Raw genomic sequence first — 20,398 nt, forward strand, 5'->3', positions numbered from 1 at the left:
ACGCTGTTATTGGACCCATGGCCATAACGGCGTTATGGGGGAGTGCGATGCTCACTGCGATGATCAAGGAAACCGTGCGGGCGCAACGGCCCAGGCTGCCCGACGCCGCCGGCGACGCCGGCGAGACCACCGGCGACGGGCCGCCGCTGCGCCTGCTGCTGCTCGGGGACTCCACCGCCGCCGGGGTGGGCGCGGAGCAGCACCGGGACGCCCTCGCGGGGCAGGTCGCCACCGCGCTGACCGCGCTCACCGGCCGGAGCGTGAGCTGGCGGGTGGCCGCCAGGTCGGGGGCGACCGTACGCGACATGAGGGCCGTACTGCTGGGACAGCTGACGGATCCGATCCGGCAGTGGAAGCCGGACCTGATCCTCCTCTCGGCCGGCACCAACGACGCCATGCGGGCACGGCGGCCCGGAGCCTTCCGGCACGACGTCGAGGGTCTGATCGGCGACATCCGGCTGCGCCTCGGGCACGACGTGCCGATCGTCCTCGCCGGGCTGCCGGACCTCGGTGGCCACCAGGGTCTGCCGCCGCACGTCCGGGGGCCGCTCAACTCGTACGTCAGGCTCCTCGACCGGAAGTTTCGGCTGATCACCGCGCGCGGCGAAGTGCTGTTTTACGTCCCCGCCGGAGGCCCGCCCCCTTTCGCGGGGGGCTGGCTCGCCTCCGACCGCTTCCACCCGTCGGTGCCCGGTTACCGGGGCTGGGCGCGCAACCTCGCGGCAGGGATCGCGACGCTGCTGGAGACAGGCGTGTGCTCCGGACTCGGCACGGACGCCGCCCCGACGGACGAGGTGGCGGCCGTCCGCCGCTGACCGGACCTGCCTGCCGGCCGGGGACATGGCAGTGGTCGCCGCCCCGTGCCGGCGGCCGAACCGCGTGCGGTTCGGCCGCCGGGCCGGGACGCGAGAGTGATGGCGTCCCCCCGAAGGGCGGGGCCCTGTGCGAGACGGTCCGGGATCCACAGCACAGCTCACCCAGCCACAGAGACGGAGCTCCGAAGCCATGAGCCACTACCTATCGAACCTGCGCGACCTCAGGTTCAACCTCTTCGAGGTTCTGGGCCGTGATTCCGTGTACGGGACCGGCCCGTTCGCCGACATCGACCGGACGGCCGCCGAGGACATCCTCGCCGAGATCGACCGGCTCGCCACCGACGAGCTCGCCGACTCGGCGATCGAAGCCGACCGGACGCCCCCGGTGTTCGACGCCGCGACCGGCACGGCGCCGCTTCCCGCGTCGTTCAAGAAGGCGTACGAGGCCTTCATGGACGCGGAGTGGTGGCGTCTCGGCCTTCCCGCGCAGCTGGGCGGAACCGCCGCTCCGCCCTCGCTCTTCTGGTCCTTCGCCGAACTGGTCCTGGGCGCCAACCCGGCGCTCTGGCTCTACGCCGGAGGAGTCGGCTTCGCCCGGGTGATCGACGAGCTCGGCACGGAGGAACAGCGTGCCGTCGCACGGCTGATGGTGGACCGACAGTGGGGCGCGACGATGGTGCTCACCGAACCGGACGCCGGTTCCGACGTCGGCGCGGGCCGTACGAAGGCGGTGCGGGAGGCCGACGGCTCCTGGCGCATCGAGGGCGTGAAGCGCTTCATCACCAACGCCGAGCACGACCTGTCCGAGAACATCGTGCACTTCGTGCTCGCCCGCCCCGAGGGCGGGGAGCCCGGCACCAAGGGCCTGTCCCTGTTCCTGGTGCCCAAGTACGAGTTCGACTGGAGCACCGGCGAACTGGGCAGGCGCAACGGCGCCCATGTCACCGCGGTCGAGCACAAGATGGGCCTCAAGGTGTCGAACACCTGCGAGATGACGTTCGGTGCCCGGGGCGTGGCGAGGGGCTGGCTCCTCGGCGAGACGCACGACGGCATCCGGCAGATGTTCAGGATCATCGAGTTCGCCCGGATGATGGTCGGGACGAAGGCGATCTCGACGTTGTCGACCGGGTACCTGAACGCCCTCCGTTACGCCAAGGAGCGGGTGCAGGGCGCGGATCTGACGCGGGCCACCGACAGGACGGCCCCCCGTGTCACCATCACCCACCACCCCGACGTGCGGCGCTCGCTGATGATGCAGAAGGCGTGTACGGAAGGTCTGCGGACGCTGGTCCTGTACACGGCGTGTGTCCAGGACGACATCGTGGTCAAGGAGCAGGCGGGCGCCGACGCTTCCGCCGCCCGCGCGCTGAACGACCTGCTCCTGCCGGTGCTGAAGGGCTACGGCTCGGAACGCGCCTACGAGCAGCTCAACCAGTCGCTCCAGATCTTCGGCGGCTCCGGCTACCTGCAGGACTTCCCGGTCGAGCAGTACCTCAGGGACGCCAGGATCGACACCCTCTACGAGGGGACGACGGCGATCCAGGGGCAGGACTACTTCTTCCGGAAGGTCGTCCGGGACCAGGGGCGGGCGCTCCGCGCGCTCGCCGAGGAGATCAGGGGGTTCCTGGCGGGAGCCGACGGCCGGTCCCAGCTCAAGGACGCCCACGCGGAGTTGGCGGACGCCCTGGCCGAACTCGAGGCGATGGCCGCGGTCATGGTGCGGCAGCTGGCCGACTCCGCGCAGGACGTCACGTCCCTGTACCGGGTGGGCCAGAACACCACCCGGTTCCTGATGGCCAGCGGAGACGTCGTCGTCGCGTATCTGCTGCTGCGTGCGGCGGCCGTGGCCGTCGACAGGCTGCCGGAGGCCCGGGGCGCGGACAGGGACTTCTACGCCGGGAAGGTGGCTGCCGCGGCGTTCTTCGCCGCGGAGGTGCTCCCGGGGGTGGCCGTCCGGCGGAAGCAGGCGGAGCGGACGGACAACACGCTGATGCAGCTGCCGGAGGGCGCCTTCTGAGCGACCGGGAGAGGTGAGCGGCTCCGGGCCCGCGGCGGCGCGGCGGCAAGGTGGCAGCAAGCGGAAACGGCCTGCTCGACCGCGCGTCGCAGCGGTTAGGTTGGCCGGGCCCGGCACATCGCGGGCACGTCGTCAGGAGAGGCGGAGGCCGGCCATGCCGAGCAGCACGGATTCGAGGGCGCCCGCCGCGGTGGCCGTGGTGGCCGGTACGGACGAGGTGCTGGCCCACCGGGCAGCGGATGAACGGCTGCTCAGTCCCGTGGAGCGGGTGCGTGCCGCGCGGTTCCGGCGCGATTCCGCGCGGCGGGACTTCGTGGCCGCCCACCTGCTCGCCCGGATCTGCGCCGGGCTGCTGCTCGACGTGGGCCCGTCCGCGGTGGCTCTCGCCCAGCACTGCGGTGACTGCGGTCAGGACGGCCACGGCAAGCCGTACCTGCCCGGGCACCCGGCCACCGCGGTGAGCATGGCGCACACCCCCGGCGTGGTCGCGGCCGCGGCCGGCGGGGGGACGGTGGGCATCGACGTGGAGCTCGCGGCCCGGCGGCCCGCCGGCCCGGATCTGCTCGCGCGGGCGCTGAGCGGGAACGAGCTGCGTCAGATCGGCCGGCAGGACGACCCGCAGGCGATGTTCCTGCGGCAGTGGGTGCGCAAGGAGGCCATGGTGAAGGCCGGCCGGGCGGACCTGGGCGCGCTGCACGAACTCGACCTCTCCGGGATGCGGCTGGGGCCGCGGAGGCGTTCGGGCCGTGACGCCACCTGGGTGCAGCGGGGACGGTTCGAGGCTCTGCACGTCCTCGACCTGGCCGACGAGCGGCTCGGTGCGCTGGTGAGCGTGGTCAGCAGTGCTCCGGTTCACCTGTCCGCGCTTCCTTCCCCCGCGGGTGCGGCTCATTCCCTGTGAGAGCCCCGGTTGGCAAGAAGCTGCAACTTTGTTGCTGAGCAGGGGTTCTTGAACAGATAGTGCTAAGGGGTCGGCTACCCGGAATAGTGACTCGCCGGTAACTGACTCGCGAGTACTGCTTCGGGATTGAACTTTATCCTGGTCGTCGCGCGACCCGGAAATTGAGTTATTCTCTGCAGGGTGCTGGAAGGCGAACGGGAGTCCGATCGACACCCTGTCGTGCCGAACCACGCCCCGCGGAATGCGAGTTGAATTCGGGGGAGTGCGAATTGTGAGCGGGGAAGGCGAATCGCATCGGGAGAATCCCGGGCGGGGGAATGCAATTGGCCGGCAGCAAGCGAATTCCCGGTGCCGGGCCACCGATGTCTTGACCACCGGAGCCGACGGAGTGGACGGGGTGCTCCATCAGGCGCGCGCCCTCATCGAGTCGGCGGAGGCCGACCGCCTGCACGGCGCGCGCCCGGAGCGGCTCCTGTCGACGCAGGACGAGGGGGCGCTCCGGCGGGCACTGGCGCGGCTCGTCGTCGGCGACGTCCGCAGCATCGGAGTGGTGCTGCCGGACCAGGGGGCGGAGGACGAGGTCCTGCGCGTGGCGTCGGCCTGCCGCACGGCAGCCTCCGGCGAGGCGGCGGTGCGGCTGCTGTGCGCTCCGGGAGTGAGTCACCTGGAGCCGGTGCGGGAAGCCCTGTGCGCTCTCACTCCGTGTGAGATGCGCACGTCGGAAGGCGCGTTACGGGAGGCGGTCCTGCTACCCGGCCGGCTCGCGGTCATCTGGCCGGAGCTCGGGGTCGAGTCCCGGCAGGTCCTGATCATCCGGGACGCGGCCGTGGTCGGCACGCTGTCCTCCCTCTTCGCCGTGGCCTGGGCGAACGGATCCAGGCCGGCCGACCGGCCGAGCCGGTTCGGCCGGGCGCGCAGCGAAGTGGGGCGCCGGATCCTCGGATCCCTGATGGCGGGGCAGATCGACGAGGTGGCCGCGCGGGACCTCGGGATGCCGTTGCGCAGCTATCGGCGGCACATCGCCGAGATCATGCGCGAAATCGGTGCCAGTTCGCGATTTCAGGCCGGCGCCCGAGCGGTCGAATTGGGGCTGCTCCCGGCCGACGCAATGCGTTCGGCTGCCGCACCGGAGACTCCCGAGGAATCCGCGCAGGGTGACGGCGGGCTGTCCCGGCATGCATCGTGAAAACACATTCACGGGAGAAAGTGTGAACAAGGAGTGCACAGCTGTTGATCCGCTCACGGGCGGAGACGGTTCTCTTCATGACGATCCGGCCGGTGTCCCCGACGAGTTCGGCGAAGCCCTGGCGGACATCCTCCGCCTGATTGACACGGCCGTCGACAGATATCGCGCCATGTCGTTAAGGGATCAACTTATCGAGCCCGTGGAACCGGGACAGGGAGCGCTGCGAGAGGCCATCGTCGAGGTGATCGCCTCGGTGGAACGCTCCCTGGACGTGGTGATCTCGGCGGAGGCGGTGCGCACCGAGCAGCTGTGCGCGGACCTCCAGTCCTTGCTTCTGGCCATGGGGAAGAAGTGCCGGGTTCGCGTCCTGGTCAACCAGGCGATGCTCGACCGGCGCTTCGGCGAGGAGCAGCGGGGCGGGGGCTACCCGCTGGACATCAGGGTGGCCCGGATGCCGTTCCTGGAGGCGGTCATCGCGGACGGCCGGGCCGCGGTGATGTGTACGGACCGGGGCGGGCAGACGTCGCTGGTCCGCGCGAAGGTCGTCACCGAATCGCTCCTGGCCCTGTTCGGCAGCGCGTGGCGCACCGCCGCCCCGCTCGGCGCCGGGGCCGACCCCGACCGTTCGGAACGCAGCCGTTACGCGGCGCGGATACTCCGACGGCTCTACGCCGGGGTCACCGACGAGGTCGCCGCACGGGAGCTGCGCATCTCGGTCCGCACCTACCGGCGGTACGTGGCGGAGATCCTGGACTCGCTGGGGACGAAGTCGCGGTTCCAGGCGGGCGTCCTCGCCGCCGACGCGGGGCTGCTCGCGATGTGGCCGCCGGGCGACCGCGACCGGGCGAGGAGCCAGGACCTCCCCGGGCCGGCCCACCCCGCCGGCAGGTCGCAGCCCTGAGGACCGCCTGTTCGTGTCCGGCACATCCCGCGCGGCGGGCACAGACGTCATGTGTCAGCCGTGGCCCAGGGGGCAGGACGAGGAGCCGGCGGTGCCGCCCGGGCGGGCGAGGTGTGCAGGTGCCTCGTCCGCCCGGACGGCCGCGGGCCCGGGGAACCCGCGCCGCTCGACCCTCATGGGGACCCCGCCCTTGGGGCGCAGGGTGACCATCGGCTCCTTGACCGGCGCCGGCCCGGGCACGGAGTGCAGGCGGACCCGCTGGGCGAGTGTGGCGAGCACCATGTGGCCGTTGAGCAGGGCGTGGTGGTTGCCGATGCAGACCCGGTGGCCCGCGCCGAAGGGCAGATAGGCGTGGCGCGGTATCCGGGCCTCGCGCTCCGGCGAGAACCGGTCCGGGTCGAAGCGCTCGGGGTCGGGGAAGTAGTCCGCGCGACGGTGCAGCGTATACGGGCTGAACACCACGGTGGTGCCGGCCGGGAGGCGGTGGCCGAGGATGTCGACGTCCTCGGTGGCCTGCCGGGTGAACATGTAGACGGGCGGATAGAGACGCATCGTCTCCTTGAACACCTGGAGGGCGTAGGGGAGCCGGGGCAGGTCGTCCAGGGTCGGCGGCCGGCCGCCGAGCGCCCCGTCCACCTCGTCCAGCAGCCGCTCGTAGACCTCGGGGTGTTCGGCGAGCAGGTGGAGGCTCCAGGCGAGACCGGTGGCGGTGGTCTCATGGCCGGGCATGAACATGTTGAGCGCCTCGTCCCGGATCTGCTTGTCGCTGAACGGGGAGCCGTCCTCGCGCCGGGTCTCCATGAGGAGGTTGAGCCAGTCGTCCGGCCTGCGGTCCAGGGACCGGCGGTCGGCGAGGAGGGAGTAGAAGGTGCGCTCCAGCCGTTCGATCGCCCGCCGGTAGCGCAGGTTCGCCGGGGTCGGCCACGTGATGCCCAGGGGGACCAGGGCGCTCGCCATGGAGTCGAAGCCGTGGATGGCGTCGGTGAGCGCGTTGCCCAACTCGTCGGCGTCGTCGAGGATGTCGCGGCTGAACAGGTTCTGGCCGACGACGCCGAGGATCAGCCGCACCATCTCGCGGCGCACGTCGACCACCTCGCCGTCGGCCCAGCGCCCCGACACCGTCCCGGTGACGCGCGCGGCGATGTCCGCCGACGGTTTCACCGCCGCGTTGTGGAACCGCGGCTGGATGATGCGGCGGTTGTGCTTGTGTTCCTCGTCGGTCGCCGTCAGGAGGCCGTCGCCCAGCAGGGGCCGGGCGAAGGCGCGGAAGCGGTCGGTCTTCTCGAAGAGCCGGCCCTTCCTGATGAGGACCTCGTGCACCAGCTCGACCGAGTTCGCCAGGTGGAAATCGTCGCCGGCGATCCTGTAGACGCCGAGGTCTCCGCAGTCCTCGAACGTGCGGGAGAAGAGGGACAGTCGATCCTGCCTGAACTCCCAGGTGTTCCCGATCACGGGGCTCCCTTTCAGTCTGGGCACCGTCGGGTTGTTCCGGGAGAAAGCGGCTCGTGACATTCTCTCGCCTTCCGTGATCGACAAGCCGCGAGCGAACGCGACTTCCGGATTCAACACCATTGAAATGTTCCGGAGCGCGCCTCGGAACAGGTGGGCAGGTAGCTGCCAGAGCAGACATCTTGTTGACACCTCGGTGAACTTTGCGGCATGCCCCGAGGGCCCCGGACCTATGGTCGGGGCGATAGTCCCGGGTGTGCTGTGCCTTCGTCCGCAGGCCACCCGGAATTCGACCCAACCCCGGGGGAGACCGTCATGAACGCACCGCAGGCCGGCGGGTCCACGCGTACCCGTCTGGCAGAACTCCGCGACCTGCGCGAGGAGGTCATGAGGGGTCCGAGCGAGAAGGCCACGCAGGCGCAGCACGCGAAGGGCAAGCTGACCGCCCGGGAGCGGATCGACCTGCTTCTCGACGAGGGCTCCTTCCACGAGGTCGAGCCGCTGCGGCGGCACCGGGCCACGGGGTTCGGGCTGGAGAGCAGGAGGCCGCACACCGACGGGGTGATCGTCGGCTGGGGCACGGTCCACGGCCGGACGGTGTTCACCTACGCGCACGACTTCCGGATCTTCGGGGGCGCACTCGGCGAGGCGCACGCGCAGAAGATCCACAAGATCATGGACATGGCGCTCGCGGCGGGCGCGCCGCTGGTGTCACTCAACGACGGCGCGGGCGCGCGCATCCAGGAGGGCGTTACGGCGCTCGCCGGGTACGGCGGGATCTTCCGGCGCAACACCCGGGCTTCGGGGGTGATACCGCAGATCAGCGTGATGCTCGGCCCGTGCGCCGGCGGCGCCGCCTACTCGCCCGCCCTGACGGATTTCGTCTTCATGGTCCGTGAGACCTCGCAGATGTTCATCACCGGACCGGACGTGGTCCAGGCGGTGACCGGCGAGAAGATCTCCCAGAACGGGCTCGGGGGAGCGGACGTGCACTCGTCGGTGTCCGGGGTCTCCCACTTCGCATACGACGACGAGGAGACATGCCTGGAGGAGGTCCGCTACCTGCTGTCGCTGCTGCCGCTGAACAACCGCGAGCTGCCGCCGAGCCTGCCGGCCGGGGATCCGCCGGACCGCCGCTGCGACGTGCTGCGGGACCTGGTGCCGGCCGACGGCAACCGCCCGTACGACATGCGGCAGGTGATCGAGGAGATCGTCGACGACGGCGAGTTCATGGAGGTCCACGAGCGCTGGGCCACCAACGTGATCTGCGCGCTCGCCCGGATCGACGGCCATGTGGTCGGTCTCGTCGCCAACCAGCCGCAGTCCCTGGCCGGCGTCCTCGACATCCACGCCTCCGAGAAGGCCGCCCGCTTCGTCCAGCTGTGCGACGCCTTCAGTATTCCGCTGGTCACCCTGCTCGACGTGCCGGGCTTCCTGCCGGGCGTCGACCAGGAGCACGACGGGATCATCCGGCACGGCGCCAAGCTGCTCTACGCGTACTGCAACGCCACCGTGCCGCGGATCCAGCTGATCCTGCGCAAGGCGTACGGCGGCGCGTACATCGTCATGGACTCCCGTTCCATCGGCGCGGACCTGTCCTACGCCTGGCCCACCAACGAGATCGCCGTGATGGGCGCCGAGGGGGCGGCCAACGTCATCTTCCGCCGCGAGATCGCCGCCGCCGACGACCCCGAGGCGGAGCGCGCGCAGAAGATCAAGGAGTACCGGAGCGAGCTGATGCACCCCTACTACGCGGCCGAACGCGGCCTGGTCGACGACGTCATCGACCCGGCCGAGACCCGCGAGGTGCTCGCCGCCGCGCTCGGTGTGCTCCGTGCGAAGCACGCCGACCTGCCGGCGCGGAAGCACGGAAACCCGCCGATCTGACCGACCGTGCGGGCTCCCGCACGGGTCCGCGGCGCACCACGCCGTGGAGCCCGGGCCGGCGGGGCCGCACCCGCCCGGGCGCACCCCGTACGCCGGGCCGGGCCCGAGCGTTGCGCGGCCAGGGCCGCAGCAAATTGCCAGTCGAATTGCGCCAGGCAGTATCCGACCGGCGGTTGGCAGCTAGTTGCACGAACGCTTGTCCGAGCCTCTGCGGTCCGAATAGCGTGATCAACAGCGCGGGAGATTCCGCAGTTCCTTCTTCGTCGACTCTGCTGAAACAGAGAAAGTGAGGCCTTTCGTGGCTGCCACCATTGTTGAACGCCAGCAGACCATCAAGGAAATCGTGTGCGACATCCTGGAGATCGACCCGGAAGAGGTGACGCAGACGAGCCTCTTCAAGGAGGAGCACGACGCGGACTCGCTGCGCGCGATCGAGATCCTGGCCTCTCTGGAAAAGGAGTTCGGCGCGGTCATCAACCAGTCCGAGCTCGGCCGGATGGTCAATCTCGAGGGCGTCTACGACGTGGTGGCCGAGGCCGCCGGCTGGAAGCTCTGACGAGCGGCGCCGCGCCTGCGGACGAGTGACCTGAAGCGCGGCCCGGTGCCGCCAGATCTCGGGGTGAATATGTCTGATAAACCGGCAAACAGAGTGGTCATCACCGGGCTCGGCGCGGTGTCCAGCATCGGCCAGGGAGCAGTCGAGTTCCTGGCCGGGCTGCGCTCGGGGCGCAGCGCCGCGAAGCCGATCACCGCGTTCGACACCACAGGGTTCGAGCACGCCAACGGCTGCGAGATATCCGACTTCGAACCGACCGACTGGATCAGGAACTTCGACGTCGAGGAACTGGGCCGGGCGAGCCAGTTCTCGGTCGCGGCGTCCAGGATGGCGGTCGCCGACGCCGCCCTCGAGGAGGCCGACCTCAGGGCCCACCGGTGCCTGATCTCCATCGGCACCACCGACGGCGAGTCGCGCGACCTGGACCAGCTGGTCGAGACGGAGGTCGAGGCCGGGCCCGAGCGGATGGACCGGACGGTCGCCGCCCGCATCCCGGCGGGCCGCCTCTCCGCCGCGGTGGCCCGTGAGCTCCGGCTCACCCGGGTCGAGGCGGTGACCCTGCCCACCGCGTGCGCGGCGGGCAACTACGCGATCGGCTACGGGTACGACGCCATCCGGTCCGGGGAGGTCGAGTTCGCCCTCTGCGGCGGGGCCGACGCCCTGTGCCGGAAGACCTTCACCGGCTTCTACCGCCTCGGCACCATCGCGCCGGAGCGCTGCCAGCCCTTCGACGTCGACCGCAAGGGCATCCTCACCGGCGAGGGCGCCGGGGTGCTGCTCCTGGAGAGCCTGGAGTCGGCCCTCGCACGCGGTGCGCACATCTACGCCGAGATCCTCGGGTACGGGCTCAACTGCGACGCGTACCACCCGGTCGCCCCGAACCAGGACAGCGTCGCCCGCTGCATGCAGCGCGCCCTCGACAACGCGGGCGTGAAGCCGGCACAGGTGGACTTCATCTCCGCGCACGGCACCGGTACCAAGGCCAACGACGTCACCGAGGCGGGAGCCATCCGCCAGGTGTTCGGCGAGCAGCCGCCCCGGACCATCTCCATCAAGTCGATGATCGGGCACAGCATGGGGGCGGCCAGCGCCCTCGCCTCGATCGCCTGCGCACTGGCGATCGAGGAGGGGTTCATCCCGCCGACCATCAACCACGTGACGACGGACCCCGAGTGCAACGTCGACTGCGTGCCCAACGAGGCCGTCGACGCCGATCTGCGGGTCGTGCAGAACAACGGGCTCGCGTTCGGCGGCAACAACTCCGTCGTGATCTACGGCAAGTACGAGGCGAGCGAGGCGGCGCGGCTGTGACGGATCAGGGCCCGGTGGCACCGGGCGCGCTCCACCCCGAGGTGATCGGGCTCGGAGCGGTCAACAGTGTGGGCGACGGCGTCGACGATGTCTTCGACGCGCTGTGCGCGGGCCGCGACGGCCGCGCACCCCTGCGCGGCTTCGACCGCGGCCGGTTCCGGGCGCAGCAGGCGTACGAGATCGACGACCGGCCCGCCGACGGCCGGGACGTGCCGGGCCGCGCCACCCGCTGGCTCGTCCGGGCCGTCGAGGAGGCGGCGCACGACGCCGGCCTCGGCAGCGACCTCGGCGAGGTGCCGATCCTGGTCGGCACCGGCCTGCGGGAACTGCGGTCCGCGGAACTCGGCTGGCGCGACGGAGCCCCCTTCGACGTGGCGGACCTGCACTTCGGTCCCGCCCTGAAGGAGCGCTTCGGCGCGGTGCGCACGTACACCGTCTCCAACGCCTGCTCCGCGTCGCTGTACGCCCTGGCGATGGGCTGCGACCTGCTGGCCGCGGGAGAGGCGGAGCACGTCGTCGTCGCCGGTGTCGACACGCTCACCGAGAGCATGTACGGCCTCCTCGACCGGGTGCACATGGAGCCCCCGGACCGGGTCAGGCCGTTCGACCAGGACCGCCGGGGCGTCCTGATGGGCGACGGGGCCGCCGCGGTCGTGCTGCGCCGCGCCGACGCCGCCCGGGGCGCGAAGGTCCACGGACTGGTGCGCTCGGTGCACGTCAACTGCGACGCCTTCCACGTCACCGCGCCCGATCCCGGCGGGGTCGCCGAGGCGGTCCGCGGCGCCCACCGGCAGGCGGGCGTCGGGCCCGAGGACATCGACCTGGTACTGCTGCACGGCACCGGGACGCTGCTCAACGACGAGGCCGAGGCCGCCGCGATCGCCGAGGTCTTCGGGCCGCACACCGGCGGCCCGCTGATGACCGCGGTCAAGTCCATGACCGGGCACACCTCCGGCGGCTCGGGCCTGCTCGGCCTGATCGTCGCCCTGCGCTCGCTCGCGTCCGGACGGGTGCCCCCGACCGTGGGGCTGGAGAAGCCGATCGGCGAGGCGGGGGACTTCCGGTTCGCCCAGGACGACGAGGTCCGGGCCGGAATGACGCTCGCGCAGGTGAACGCGTTCGGATTCGGCGGCGTGAACGCGGTCGCCGTCGTGGAGAGGGCAGGCGAGTGAAGCCGGCGGGAATCCTGGTGACCGGTGTCGGGACGGCACTGCCCGGCGTGGCCGGCCCCGCGGACCTGTTGCGGTCCGCGCCCACCGGAACGGAGCCGCAGGTCGACCCCGCGGCGCTGCTCGGCAAGCGCGGCCTGCGGTACAAGGACCGGGCCTCCCAGCTCGCCCTGTGTGCCGCGCGGGACGGCCTGCGGGCGGCCGGACTCCTGTCCGACGACGGGTCCGGACTCACCGTGCCCGGCTCATCGGTGGGGGTGGTGGCCAGCTCCAACCTGGGGAACCTGGACACCGTCTGCTCGGTGGCGGACGGCATCAAGGAGCTCGGGGTCGACGGCATCAGCCCGATGGGGCTGCCGAACGCGTCCAGCAACGTGATCGCCTCCACCGTGGCGATCCGCTACGGACTGCGCGGGCCGAATCTGATGGTCTGCAACGGGGCGGCGTCCGGCCTGGACGCGGTCTTCTGGGGAGCGGCCACCGTCGCCGCCCGCCGGGCCGACCGTGTCCTGGTGATCGGTGTCGAGACCGACAACCGCTACGTACGGGGCCTGTTGGGTGACCCGGACGGGCAACTGCTCGACGGAGCCGTGTCCTTGGTCCTGGAGCGGCCCGAGGCCGCCGCCGAGCGCGGTGCCGCCGCCGTCGCCGTCCTCGGCAGATCCACCCGCCAGGCGGGGGTGGAGCCCTGCCTGGAGCGGCTCGTGGACGGAGAGGGCCGGGAGCCCGGTGTCTGGTTCGTCCCGGAGGGATACGGCGCGCCGGAGAACCGAGGCCCTCGGACCGCCGGCGACGGGCCGGTGTCCGGCGAGGTGCCGCGCGTCGACCTCAGCACGGTCTTCGGGCGGGCCTCCGGCGCCCTCGGTGTGCTGCAGTGTGCGGCGGCCGTCGGCTGGTTCGTCGGCGCCGGTGCGGGCTCGGACCGGCACGCCCTGGTGACCACGGGCGCCGACGGGGACGACGCGGTCGCCTCGTACCTGCTCCTGCCGCCCGGGTCCGCCGCGTGAGCGCCGTGGAACCGCCCGTGTCGGTGACCCTGCGCCGTCCGGGCCGCGGCCCCGCCCCGCTGCGGGTGCTGTTCCTGCACGGACTGGCCGGCGGCGGCAACGTCTGGGACGAATACCTGACCCGGGCCGCGGACCACGGCCACGCGCTGTGGACGGCGGAGCTGCCGTGGCGGTCCGAGGAGGTCCCGGGCTGGGCCGCGCACTCACCGGCCCACTGGACGGCCCGTGCCATGGCGCAGGTGCCCGGCGGACCCGACGTGGTGGTGGCGCACTCCTTCGGGGCCGGGGCGCTCCTCGCGCTGCTCGACGGGCAGGGCGTCGAGCCGGGCGGGCTGGCACCGGACGGGGTGGACGCGTTCACCTGGCACCGTCTGAGGGGCGTCGTCCTGGTGTCGCCGTTCTACCGGGCCCGGCCCGAGCAGTTCGACTGGGACGCGCTCTCCTACTACGTCAACGGGTTCGGCCGGATCCTGGAGGACGGGCTGCGGGTCCGGTCCGGCGGCCGCATCGTCGGCGACTTGCGCCGGGACATGGCGCTGAAGGTGCGCGAGCGCGTCGGCCCGTACGGCTGGACGAGCTTCTTCGACACCTATCTGCGCACGCCGTACCTGCGGACCGAGCGTCTCAGCGGGCCCTGCCTGGTGATCGGCGGGGAGTCGGACTTCGCCGCCTTCCCCGACGAGAGCGAAGCGCTGGGCGCGGCCCTGCCGGACGCGACCGTGAAGATCCTCGGCGAGTGCGGCCACTTCGCCATGGTCGAACAGGCCGCCGCGTTCGCCTCCCTGACCGACAGCTTTCTTGATTCCGCCGCAGCCCGGCCCCGGCCGGGTGCGACCCACGAACGTGCGAGGGAGAACATCTGATGACCGTGACCGCCGAGGCCGTCAAGGCGCTTGTGGAGACCGAGAGCACCGTACGGCTGCGGCCTCGCTACGAGGGCTCCAACATCAACACCTGGATCGGCTTCAAGCACGTCAACTACCTGGTCGAGGAAGCGGTCCTGGAGCACTTCCGGAACGCCGGCCTCGGCTCCCGGGACCTCTTCGAGCAGCACGGCCTGGGTCTCGACGTGGCCGACCTCGACACCCGCATCCTGCACGCCTTCCACCAGGACGACGAGGCCCGGGCGCACGTGGTGCCGAAGACGAAGGACGGGGACGGGCACCTGAGCTTCGCTGTCACGTTGTACGTCGAGCGCGACGGCAAGGAGCTCAAGGCCGTCACTTCCAAGGTCAAGGTGGCGCTGCGGATCGACGGTTACCTTGCGCCGGCCGAGGTGCCCGAGCCCCTGTCCCGCTTCGCCGTCGCCGAGATCGGCGGTTTCGCGGAGCGGGGCGTGCACCACGGCGCCGAGGTGACCGAGGCGGCCGGAACCGCCCTGTCCGCGGGCCGGGGCACGGCCGGCCAGGACCCGGTCCTCGACCAGCTCCTCGCCGGGGACAACGCCTTCGGCTGGAAGTGGCGGATCCCCTACCCGTACTGCCACTTCAACGAGCGCCTCGCCATGTCGGGCTACCTCCGCCAGGTCGAGGAGGTCGTGGACCTGTTCCTCGCCGACCGGGGCATCTCGATCAAGACCCTGCTCGACGACCGCAAGTGGATCCCGGTGGTGCCGCGTTCGAGCGTGCAGATGCTCGGCGAGGCGCTGATGGAGGAGGACCTCTACACGGTGTTCACGGTCGAGGAGGTCTTCAAGGACCTCACCTACACCGCCCGCACCGACTTCTACGTGGTCCGCGACGGGCGCCTGGTGCAGACCGCCACCGGTCGGATCACGCACGGCTACGCGGTGTTCGGCGACCGCAGCGACTGGAGCCTCGTCGCCTTCGACGACCGTGTGCTGGAGGCGTTCGCCGGCCGGCCCGCCGCCTGACGGCGGACCGCCGACCGAGGCGCCACGGCCCGCCGCCGACCGGCGGCGGGCCGGGCGGCCGACCCGCCCGAACCCGCACCCCCTGAGAGGGACCCGATGAACGATGTGCTGATCACCGGCCTGGGTGTGATCTCCCACCTGGGCAACGGTGTCGATGCCTTCTGGTCAGGCCTGACCGCGGCGAAGAGCGCCCCTTCGCGGGTCCCCGACCCGAACGCCCGGATGGACCTGCCGCTGATGTACGCGGTGCCCGAGTCGGCGCTGCCGTCGATGCCGGACCGGTTCGGCGACCAGTACCTGGGCGGCGCCTCGCGTCTCGCCGTCGAGGCCGCCCGGCAGGCGGTGTCCGACGCCGACCTCGGCGGGGTCGCCCCGGACCGGATCGCGGTCGTGATCGGCACCGGGATGGGCGACTCGGGGATGCACGAGGAGTGGCGGGCCACGGGCGGGCCCCAGGGCGGTCCCTGGTCACCGGTCTTCTCCGTGGCGTCGGCGGTCGGCGCCTGGTTCGGCGCCGAGGGCGCCAACGTGAGCGTCAGCAACGCGTGCGCGGCCAGCGGGTTCGGACTCTCGCTCGCCGTGGACCTGATCCGCTCGGGCGAGGCGGACGTGGTCATCGCGGGCGGTGCCGAGGCGTACTCGCGGGTGGCGCTGGCCTGCTTCAACCGGCTCGGCGCCATCGACCCGGAGCGGTGCCGTCCCTTCGACCTGCACCGCAAGGGCACCCTGTTCGGCGAGGGCGCCGGGGTCATGGTCCTCGAGTCGGCCGCGCACGCCCGGGCCCGCAACGTCCCCCAGGCGTACGCCAGGGTGGCCGGGGCCGGCTGGAGCTGCGACGCCCACCACGCGACGGCGCCCGAGCCCGCCGGGACGCAGATCGCCCGTGCGATGCGACAGGCCCTGGCGGAGGCCGGGGCCGACCGCGACGACATCGGCTGCGTCGTGCCGCACGGCACCGGAACCGAACTCAACGACACCGTGGAGAGCCGGGTTCTCGGCGAGGTCCTCGGCGCCGGACCGGACCGGGTCCCGCTCTACAGCCTGAAGGCCCTGCTGGGCCACACCGGCGGCGCAGCCGCCTCGCTCGCGACGGTGGCCGCGGCACAGATCCTGTACCGCCGGACCGTGCCGCCCAACGCCCCGCTGACCGAGCAGGACCCCGAGTGCAAGGTGTTCCTGCCCGGCCGGTCCATGACGCCGACCGGGAAGTACGCGCTGGTCAACGCCTATGCCTTCGGCGGCAACAACGTATCCCTCGTACTGCAGGAGGCCGGGGTATGACCACCGTCTCGCAAGCGCCGACGCACACCGGGCAGGACCTGATCGTCTCGGGGATCGGGGTGGTCACCCCGTGGTCGGACACACCGACGACGGCTGTGCGGGCCGCGCGGCCGGCCGTGGCCGAGGGCTGGTTCGACCACCGTGAGCGGCTCGGCCGCCGCGGCTACAAGTACCTGCCGTCCGCCACGCAGTACTTCCTGGCGGCGACCAAGCAGGCCATCGCGGACACCGGGCAGCCCCTGCAGGCCGCCGTCGCCGCGGAGGCCGGTGGAGCCGCCGGGGCCGCCCACCTCGCCGCCGAGGAGCGGCGCGGCGCGGCGGTCGGCACGAACAGCGCGGCCGCGGCCCTGCACGAGGAGATGGACCGGACGGTGCTGTCAGCGGGTGCGGACGCGCTCAGCCCGGCCACGGCCCCCTACTTCTCGATCAACCTGTTCGGCAGCCGGCTGGCCACCGAGCACGCGCTCAAGGGCTTCAACCTCACCCTGACCTCCCCGCGCGTGGCCGGACTGGAGGCGCTGGAGTCCGGAGCCCGGTCGGTGCGGCTCGGCCGGGCCTCGTGGCTGCTGGCCGGCGCCACCGAGGAAGCGCTGCCCGAGGCGCAGGCCGACGCGGCCCTGTCGGAGCGGGGGGCCGTGGCCCTGGTCCTCGAATCCAGCGACCAGGTCAGGGCGCGCAAGGGGCGGGGGTACGGGCACTGCCAGGTGCGCAGCTTCTTCCTCCCGCCGCGCACCGCGGCCGGGCCCGGGGGTGCGGACCGGGTCCGGGCCCGGATCGGCGCGGCACTGGCCTCGATGTGCGCGGGGCCCGTACCGGAGCACCACGTGATCGCGGTGGTGGACGAGTCCCCGGTGGCGACGGCGGTGGCCACCGCGCTGGGCCCGGCGGCGAGCCTGGTCAGAGCGGGCAGCGGCTCCCTCGAACCGCTCCTCCAGGTGGCCGGGGCGCTGGCCGGCCTGACCAGTCCCGTCGCGGTGGTCACGGCGGCCCGCGAGGGGAACCTCGCCGTCGCCCTGCTCACCCCGCCGGAGCACCCCCACCGCGGCTGAGCCGCCCACCCGGTCGCACCGCCGGTCCGAGACCGGCCACACCGTTCGAGTACGAGGAAAGAGAGCGATGACGACGTCACTTGAGGGCACCTGGAACCTGATCCTCGGCGCCTCCAGCGGGATCGGCCTTGCCAACGCCAAGGCACTGGCGGCGGAGGGCGCCAACATCCTGGGCGTGCACTTCGACATGGCCGAGGGCCAGGAGAAGGCCCGGGCCACCGTCGAGGAACTGCGCTCGACGGGCGTGTCCGCGCACTTCTTCAACGCCAACGCCGCCAGCGCCCGCACACGGGACGAACTCGTGCCCGCCTTCGTGGAGCTGACCGGGGGGCGCCCCCTCAGGGTGCTGCTGCACTCGCTCGCCTTCGGCACCCTGGTCCCCTACCTGCCGGCCGACGGCGGACCTGCCCTCACCCAGCGCCAGATGGACATGACGCTCAACGTGATGGCGCACTCCCTCGTCTACTGGACCCAGGACCTGCACGGAGCCGGACTCCTCGGCGAGGGCTCCAAGATCTACGCGATGACCAGCGCGGGGGACCAGAAGGTCACCGCCAACTACGGGGCCGTCTCCGCCGCCAAGTGCGCCCTGGAATCGCACGTCCGGCAGCTGGCCCTGGAGCTGGCCCCCCACGGGGTCGCGGTCAACGCGCTGCGGGCGGGCGTGACCCTCACGCCCTCGCTGGAGAAGATCCCCGAGCACGGGCCGCTGGTCGAACTCGCGGCCCGCAACAACCCCCACGGCCGGCTGACCACGGCCGAGGACGTCGCCGACGCGCTCGTCACGATGTCGCGCAGCACCTCCTCGTGGCTCACCGGGAACATCATCGGCGTCGACGGCGGAGAGGCGCTGACCACCTGATGCGTGCCACCCTCTCCGCCCTGAAGGCCGCGGCCGCCGCGGTCCCCCTGGCGGCCCGGCACGCCCACGAGCTCTACCACCCCCCGCAGGCGAAGCCCGGTCGCACACCGCTGAGCAAGGGTCTGCCGCTGCGCGAACTCCGGCTCACCACGAGCCGGGACAAGATCCCCCTGCGCGGCTGGGTGGTGCCCGGCACCGGACCGCACACCGTGGTGGTCTGCCACGGCATGGGCCGCACCATGTCCAGCACGCTCGGGCACATCGAGCTCCTGCACCGGGCCGGCTGGCACGTCGTCGCGTACGACCTGCGCAACCACGGTGACAGCGGGCGGGACCGGGCCTTCGGGAGCATGGCGGAGCGGTACACCAGCGACCTGGCGGACGTGCTCCGACGGGTCGAGGACGACCCCGAACTCGGCGGCGGGGAGATCGCGCTGTACGCGTTCTCGTTCTCCACCTGGGTGGCACTCAGCGTCCTTCGCCGGCTCGACCGGCCGCCGGCGGCGCTGGTGTGCGACAGCGGGCCGATGTTCGACATCGGGGCCGGGCTCCAGCACTTCGCCCGTGTGCGGAAGCCGACGCTTCCCGAGGCGCAGCGCGAGGGCGCCGGCCACGCCGTCTACCGGTCCTGCTTCAGTCTGCTGTGCCGGCGGATGCTCGCCGTGCGGAACTGGCCGCCGGACCTCTCCGGGACGCCGACGCGGCTGATGTTCGTCGCGGGAGGCCAGGACCCGGTCGTACCCGAGTCGCAGATCGCGCCGGTCGCGGACCGGTACCCGCGGGCGGAGCGCTGGACCGCGCCCAACGCCCTGCACATGAGCGCCCTGCGGTTCGACCGCGAGGAGTACCAGGAGCGCGTCCTCACCTTTCTGACCGGGGCGTTCGCCCACCCGACACGGCGTAGCGAGGCTGCCAAGGATGGATGAGTACCTGCTGATCGAGTCCCAGGGGCCCTGGGGCGGCCCCGGGGCCGAGCGGTTCGTCGACGACGCCGTCCGGCTGCGGGAGTCCGGGCACGACGTCGTGCTCCTCCTCATCGAGAACGGGGTCACGGCCGCGCTCGCCGGGGCCGGTCACACGGCGGGGAGCGCCGCCGGCCCCGCGGTGGCACCGGGCCGCGGCCTGCGCGATCTCCTGGACCGCGGCGGTCGCGTCTGGGCCGACGCCTTCTCGCTGACCCACCGCGCGCTCGTCCCGGAGCAGCTCCTTCCCGGCGTCGTGCCGGTGGACATGGACGAGGTGGCCGCCCGGCTGCTCGCCCCCGGCGCCCGGGGAGTGTGGCACTGACATGGTGAAGAGCCTGCCCCGCGCCGACGTGCTGCTCGCCCTCATGGGCACCCCGCACCTCAGCGACATGGTCACCAGCGCGATCCGGCTCGCCCAGGCGCTGCTGGAGCGCGGTGCCACCGTGCACATCTGGACGTGCGGCCACGCCACCGGTCTCACCAAGCAGTCCCTCGGGGAGCACAAGCCGCGCAACATCGTGAGCTGGTCCCAGGACTACCCGACGAGCGCGACGCTCGCCAAGGACCTCCTCGACGCCTTCCCCGACCGCCTCACCTGGTACTCCTGCCGCTTCTGCACTCAGGAGCGGGGATCCGAACCGCACATCCCGCAGATCACCGTCCGCCCGCCGTTCAAGTTCGACGAGCACCTGGAAGCCGCCGACAAGACCCTGTTCCTGGGGGTGTTCTGACGGTGAACGACGACCCGAGGCGCCTGTTGATCATCGAACGCGCCTACCGCGGGGCACTGGAGACCCAGTTCGCCGACGTGCTGTACCTCGCCCGAGAGCTGAACCGGCAGCAGGGCGGGTCCGACATCCTGCTGCGCGGTCTCGCCGTCACCTGCGCGGCCGCCGGCGCCCGTCCGGCGCCGTCCCTCGTCGTGGGCCGGCGCACGCTCGACACGCTGCCCGACCCGAGGGACTCGGTGCGGAGCCTGCTGGAGAACGGCGCCACGGTCTGGGCCGAGGAGTCCGACCTGGCGCTCTTCGAGACGGGCCCCGACTGGCTGCTGCCCGGGGTGCGCCGGGCCGGCGGTGCCGATCCGCTTCCGGACTGGTCCGCCTACCGGAGTGTCCACTTCCTGTGACCGGCGGTGCCGCCCCGCGCCGTTCCCCGCCATCCGAACC

The 20,398-nt window shown here is 72.0% G+C and carries 20 protein-coding genes; 19 read left to right on the forward strand and 1 reads right to left on the reverse strand.

Going from position 1 to position 20,398, the window contains the following annotated elements:
- Positions 1–59: 59 nt before the first annotated feature.
- The 5 genes from AMK29_RS16425 to AMK29_RS16445 all read left to right on the forward strand — a co-directional run bounded on the left by AMK29_RS16425 (position 60) and on the right by AMK29_RS16445 (position 5,820).
- Positions 60–815, forward strand: coding sequence for an SGNH/GDSL hydrolase family protein (locus AMK29_RS16425; RefSeq protein ID WP_158071319.1), 756 nt, complete (start codon positions 60–62; stop codon positions 813–815).
- A 190-nt stretch (positions 816–1,005) separates the two neighbouring features.
- Positions 1,006–2,832, forward strand: a complete 1,827-nt coding sequence (locus tag AMK29_RS16430) for an acyl-CoA dehydrogenase (protein ID WP_073813428.1) — start codon at positions 1,006–1,008, stop codon at positions 2,830–2,832.
- Positions 2,833–2,986: 154 nt separating this feature from the next.
- Positions 2,987–3,733 carry a 4'-phosphopantetheinyl transferase superfamily protein gene (locus AMK29_RS16435; RefSeq protein WP_073813429.1) on the forward strand — a complete coding sequence of 249 codons (747 nt, stop codon included), beginning with the start codon at positions 2,987–2,989 and terminating at the stop codon, positions 3,731–3,733.
- Between the two features lie 388 nt (positions 3,734–4,121).
- Entirely contained in the window at positions 4,122–4,919 is a 798-nt protein-coding gene (locus AMK29_RS16440) for a hypothetical protein (protein ID WP_073813431.1), read from the forward strand.
- Positions 4,920–5,118: 199 nt separating this feature from the next.
- The gene (locus tag AMK29_RS16445) at positions 5,119–5,820 is read left to right on the forward strand and encodes a hypothetical protein (RefSeq protein ID WP_073813432.1); all 702 of its coding nucleotides are present in this window, start codon (positions 5,119–5,121) and stop codon (positions 5,818–5,820) included.
- Between the two features lie 54 nt (positions 5,821–5,874).
- On the opposite strand, the gene AMK29_RS16450 is transcribed toward AMK29_RS16445, so the two are convergent.
- Entirely contained in the window at positions 5,875–7,272 is a 1,398-nt protein-coding gene (locus AMK29_RS16450) for a cytochrome P450 (RefSeq protein WP_073813433.1), read from the reverse strand.
- 312 nt (positions 7,273–7,584) lie between these two features.
- Here AMK29_RS16450 and AMK29_RS16455 point away from each other — a divergent pair, with 312 nt between their 5' ends.
- The 14 genes from AMK29_RS16455 (at position 7,585) to AMK29_RS16520 (ending at position 20,358) form a co-directional block, all read left to right on the forward strand.
- Complete coding sequence (locus tag AMK29_RS16455; protein WP_073813435.1) at positions 7,585–9,156, forward strand: acyl-CoA carboxylase subunit beta; 1,572 nt, start codon at positions 7,585–7,587, stop codon at positions 9,154–9,156.
- 298 nt (positions 9,157–9,454) lie between these two features.
- Positions 9,455–9,712, forward strand: coding sequence for an acyl carrier protein (locus AMK29_RS16460; RefSeq protein WP_073813436.1), 258 nt, complete (start codon positions 9,455–9,457; stop codon positions 9,710–9,712).
- Between the two features lie 69 nt (positions 9,713–9,781).
- Complete coding sequence (locus AMK29_RS16465; protein WP_073813438.1) at positions 9,782–11,023, forward strand: beta-ketoacyl-[acyl-carrier-protein] synthase family protein; 1,242 nt, start codon at positions 9,782–9,784, stop codon at positions 11,021–11,023.
- Positions 11,020–12,195 (forward strand): beta-ketoacyl synthase N-terminal-like domain-containing protein, encoded by a 1,176-nt coding sequence (locus AMK29_RS16470; RefSeq protein ID WP_241845400.1) that lies wholly within the window; start codon positions 11,020–11,022, stop codon positions 12,193–12,195. Before AMK29_RS16465 ends, AMK29_RS16470 begins: the two co-directional genes overlap by 4 nt.
- Positions 12,192–13,199, forward strand: a complete 1,008-nt coding sequence (locus AMK29_RS16475) for a beta-ketoacyl synthase N-terminal-like domain-containing protein (protein ID WP_107422598.1) — start codon at positions 12,192–12,194, stop codon at positions 13,197–13,199. The genes AMK29_RS16470 and AMK29_RS16475 overlap by 4 nt, the downstream gene beginning before the upstream one ends.
- The gene (locus tag AMK29_RS16480) at positions 13,196–14,062 is read left to right on the forward strand and encodes an alpha/beta fold hydrolase (protein WP_158071320.1); all 867 of its coding nucleotides are present in this window, start codon (positions 13,196–13,198) and stop codon (positions 14,060–14,062) included. Before AMK29_RS16475 ends, AMK29_RS16480 begins: the two co-directional genes overlap by 4 nt.
- Entirely contained in the window at positions 14,062–15,072 is a 1,011-nt protein-coding gene (locus AMK29_RS16485; protein ID WP_073813442.1) for a hypothetical protein, read from the forward strand. Before AMK29_RS16480 ends, AMK29_RS16485 begins: the two co-directional genes overlap by 1 nt.
- A gap of 96 nt (positions 15,073–15,168) precedes the next feature.
- Positions 15,169–16,353, forward strand: a complete 1,185-nt coding sequence (locus tag AMK29_RS16490) for a beta-ketoacyl-[acyl-carrier-protein] synthase family protein (RefSeq protein WP_073813443.1) — start codon at positions 15,169–15,171, stop codon at positions 16,351–16,353.
- Positions 16,350–17,402, forward strand: a complete 1,053-nt coding sequence (locus AMK29_RS37645; protein ID WP_107422600.1) for a beta-ketoacyl synthase N-terminal-like domain-containing protein — start codon at positions 16,350–16,352, stop codon at positions 17,400–17,402. The genes AMK29_RS16490 and AMK29_RS37645 overlap by 4 nt, the downstream gene beginning before the upstream one ends.
- Positions 17,403–17,469: 67 nt before the next feature.
- The gene (locus tag AMK29_RS16500) at positions 17,470–18,264 is read left to right on the forward strand and encodes an SDR family oxidoreductase (protein ID WP_073813444.1); all 795 of its coding nucleotides are present in this window, start codon (positions 17,470–17,472) and stop codon (positions 18,262–18,264) included.
- Positions 18,264–19,190 (forward strand): alpha/beta hydrolase, encoded by a 927-nt coding sequence (locus tag AMK29_RS16505; RefSeq protein WP_073813445.1) that lies wholly within the window; start codon positions 18,264–18,266, stop codon positions 19,188–19,190. The genes AMK29_RS16500 and AMK29_RS16505 overlap by 1 nt, the downstream gene beginning before the upstream one ends.
- Entirely contained in the window at positions 19,183–19,551 is a 369-nt protein-coding gene (locus tag AMK29_RS16510; protein WP_073813446.1) for a DsrE family protein, read from the forward strand. The genes AMK29_RS16505 and AMK29_RS16510 overlap by 8 nt, the downstream gene beginning before the upstream one ends.
- Position 19,552: 1 nt before the next feature.
- Positions 19,553–19,960, forward strand: a complete 408-nt coding sequence (locus tag AMK29_RS16515) for a hypothetical protein (RefSeq protein WP_073813447.1) — start codon at positions 19,553–19,555, stop codon at positions 19,958–19,960.
- Positions 19,961–19,962: 2 nt separating this feature from the next.
- Positions 19,963–20,358 carry a hypothetical protein gene (locus AMK29_RS16520; RefSeq protein WP_073813448.1) on the forward strand — a complete coding sequence of 132 codons (396 nt, stop codon included), beginning with the start codon at positions 19,963–19,965 and terminating at the stop codon, positions 20,356–20,358.
- The last annotated feature ends 40 nt before the right edge of the window (positions 20,359–20,398 follow it).

Origin of the sequence: Streptomyces sp. CB02261 (assembly GCF_001905665.1) — a bacterium.
In the GTDB taxonomy this organism is placed as follows: domain Bacteria; phylum Actinomycetota; class Actinomycetes; order Streptomycetales; family Streptomycetaceae; genus Streptomyces.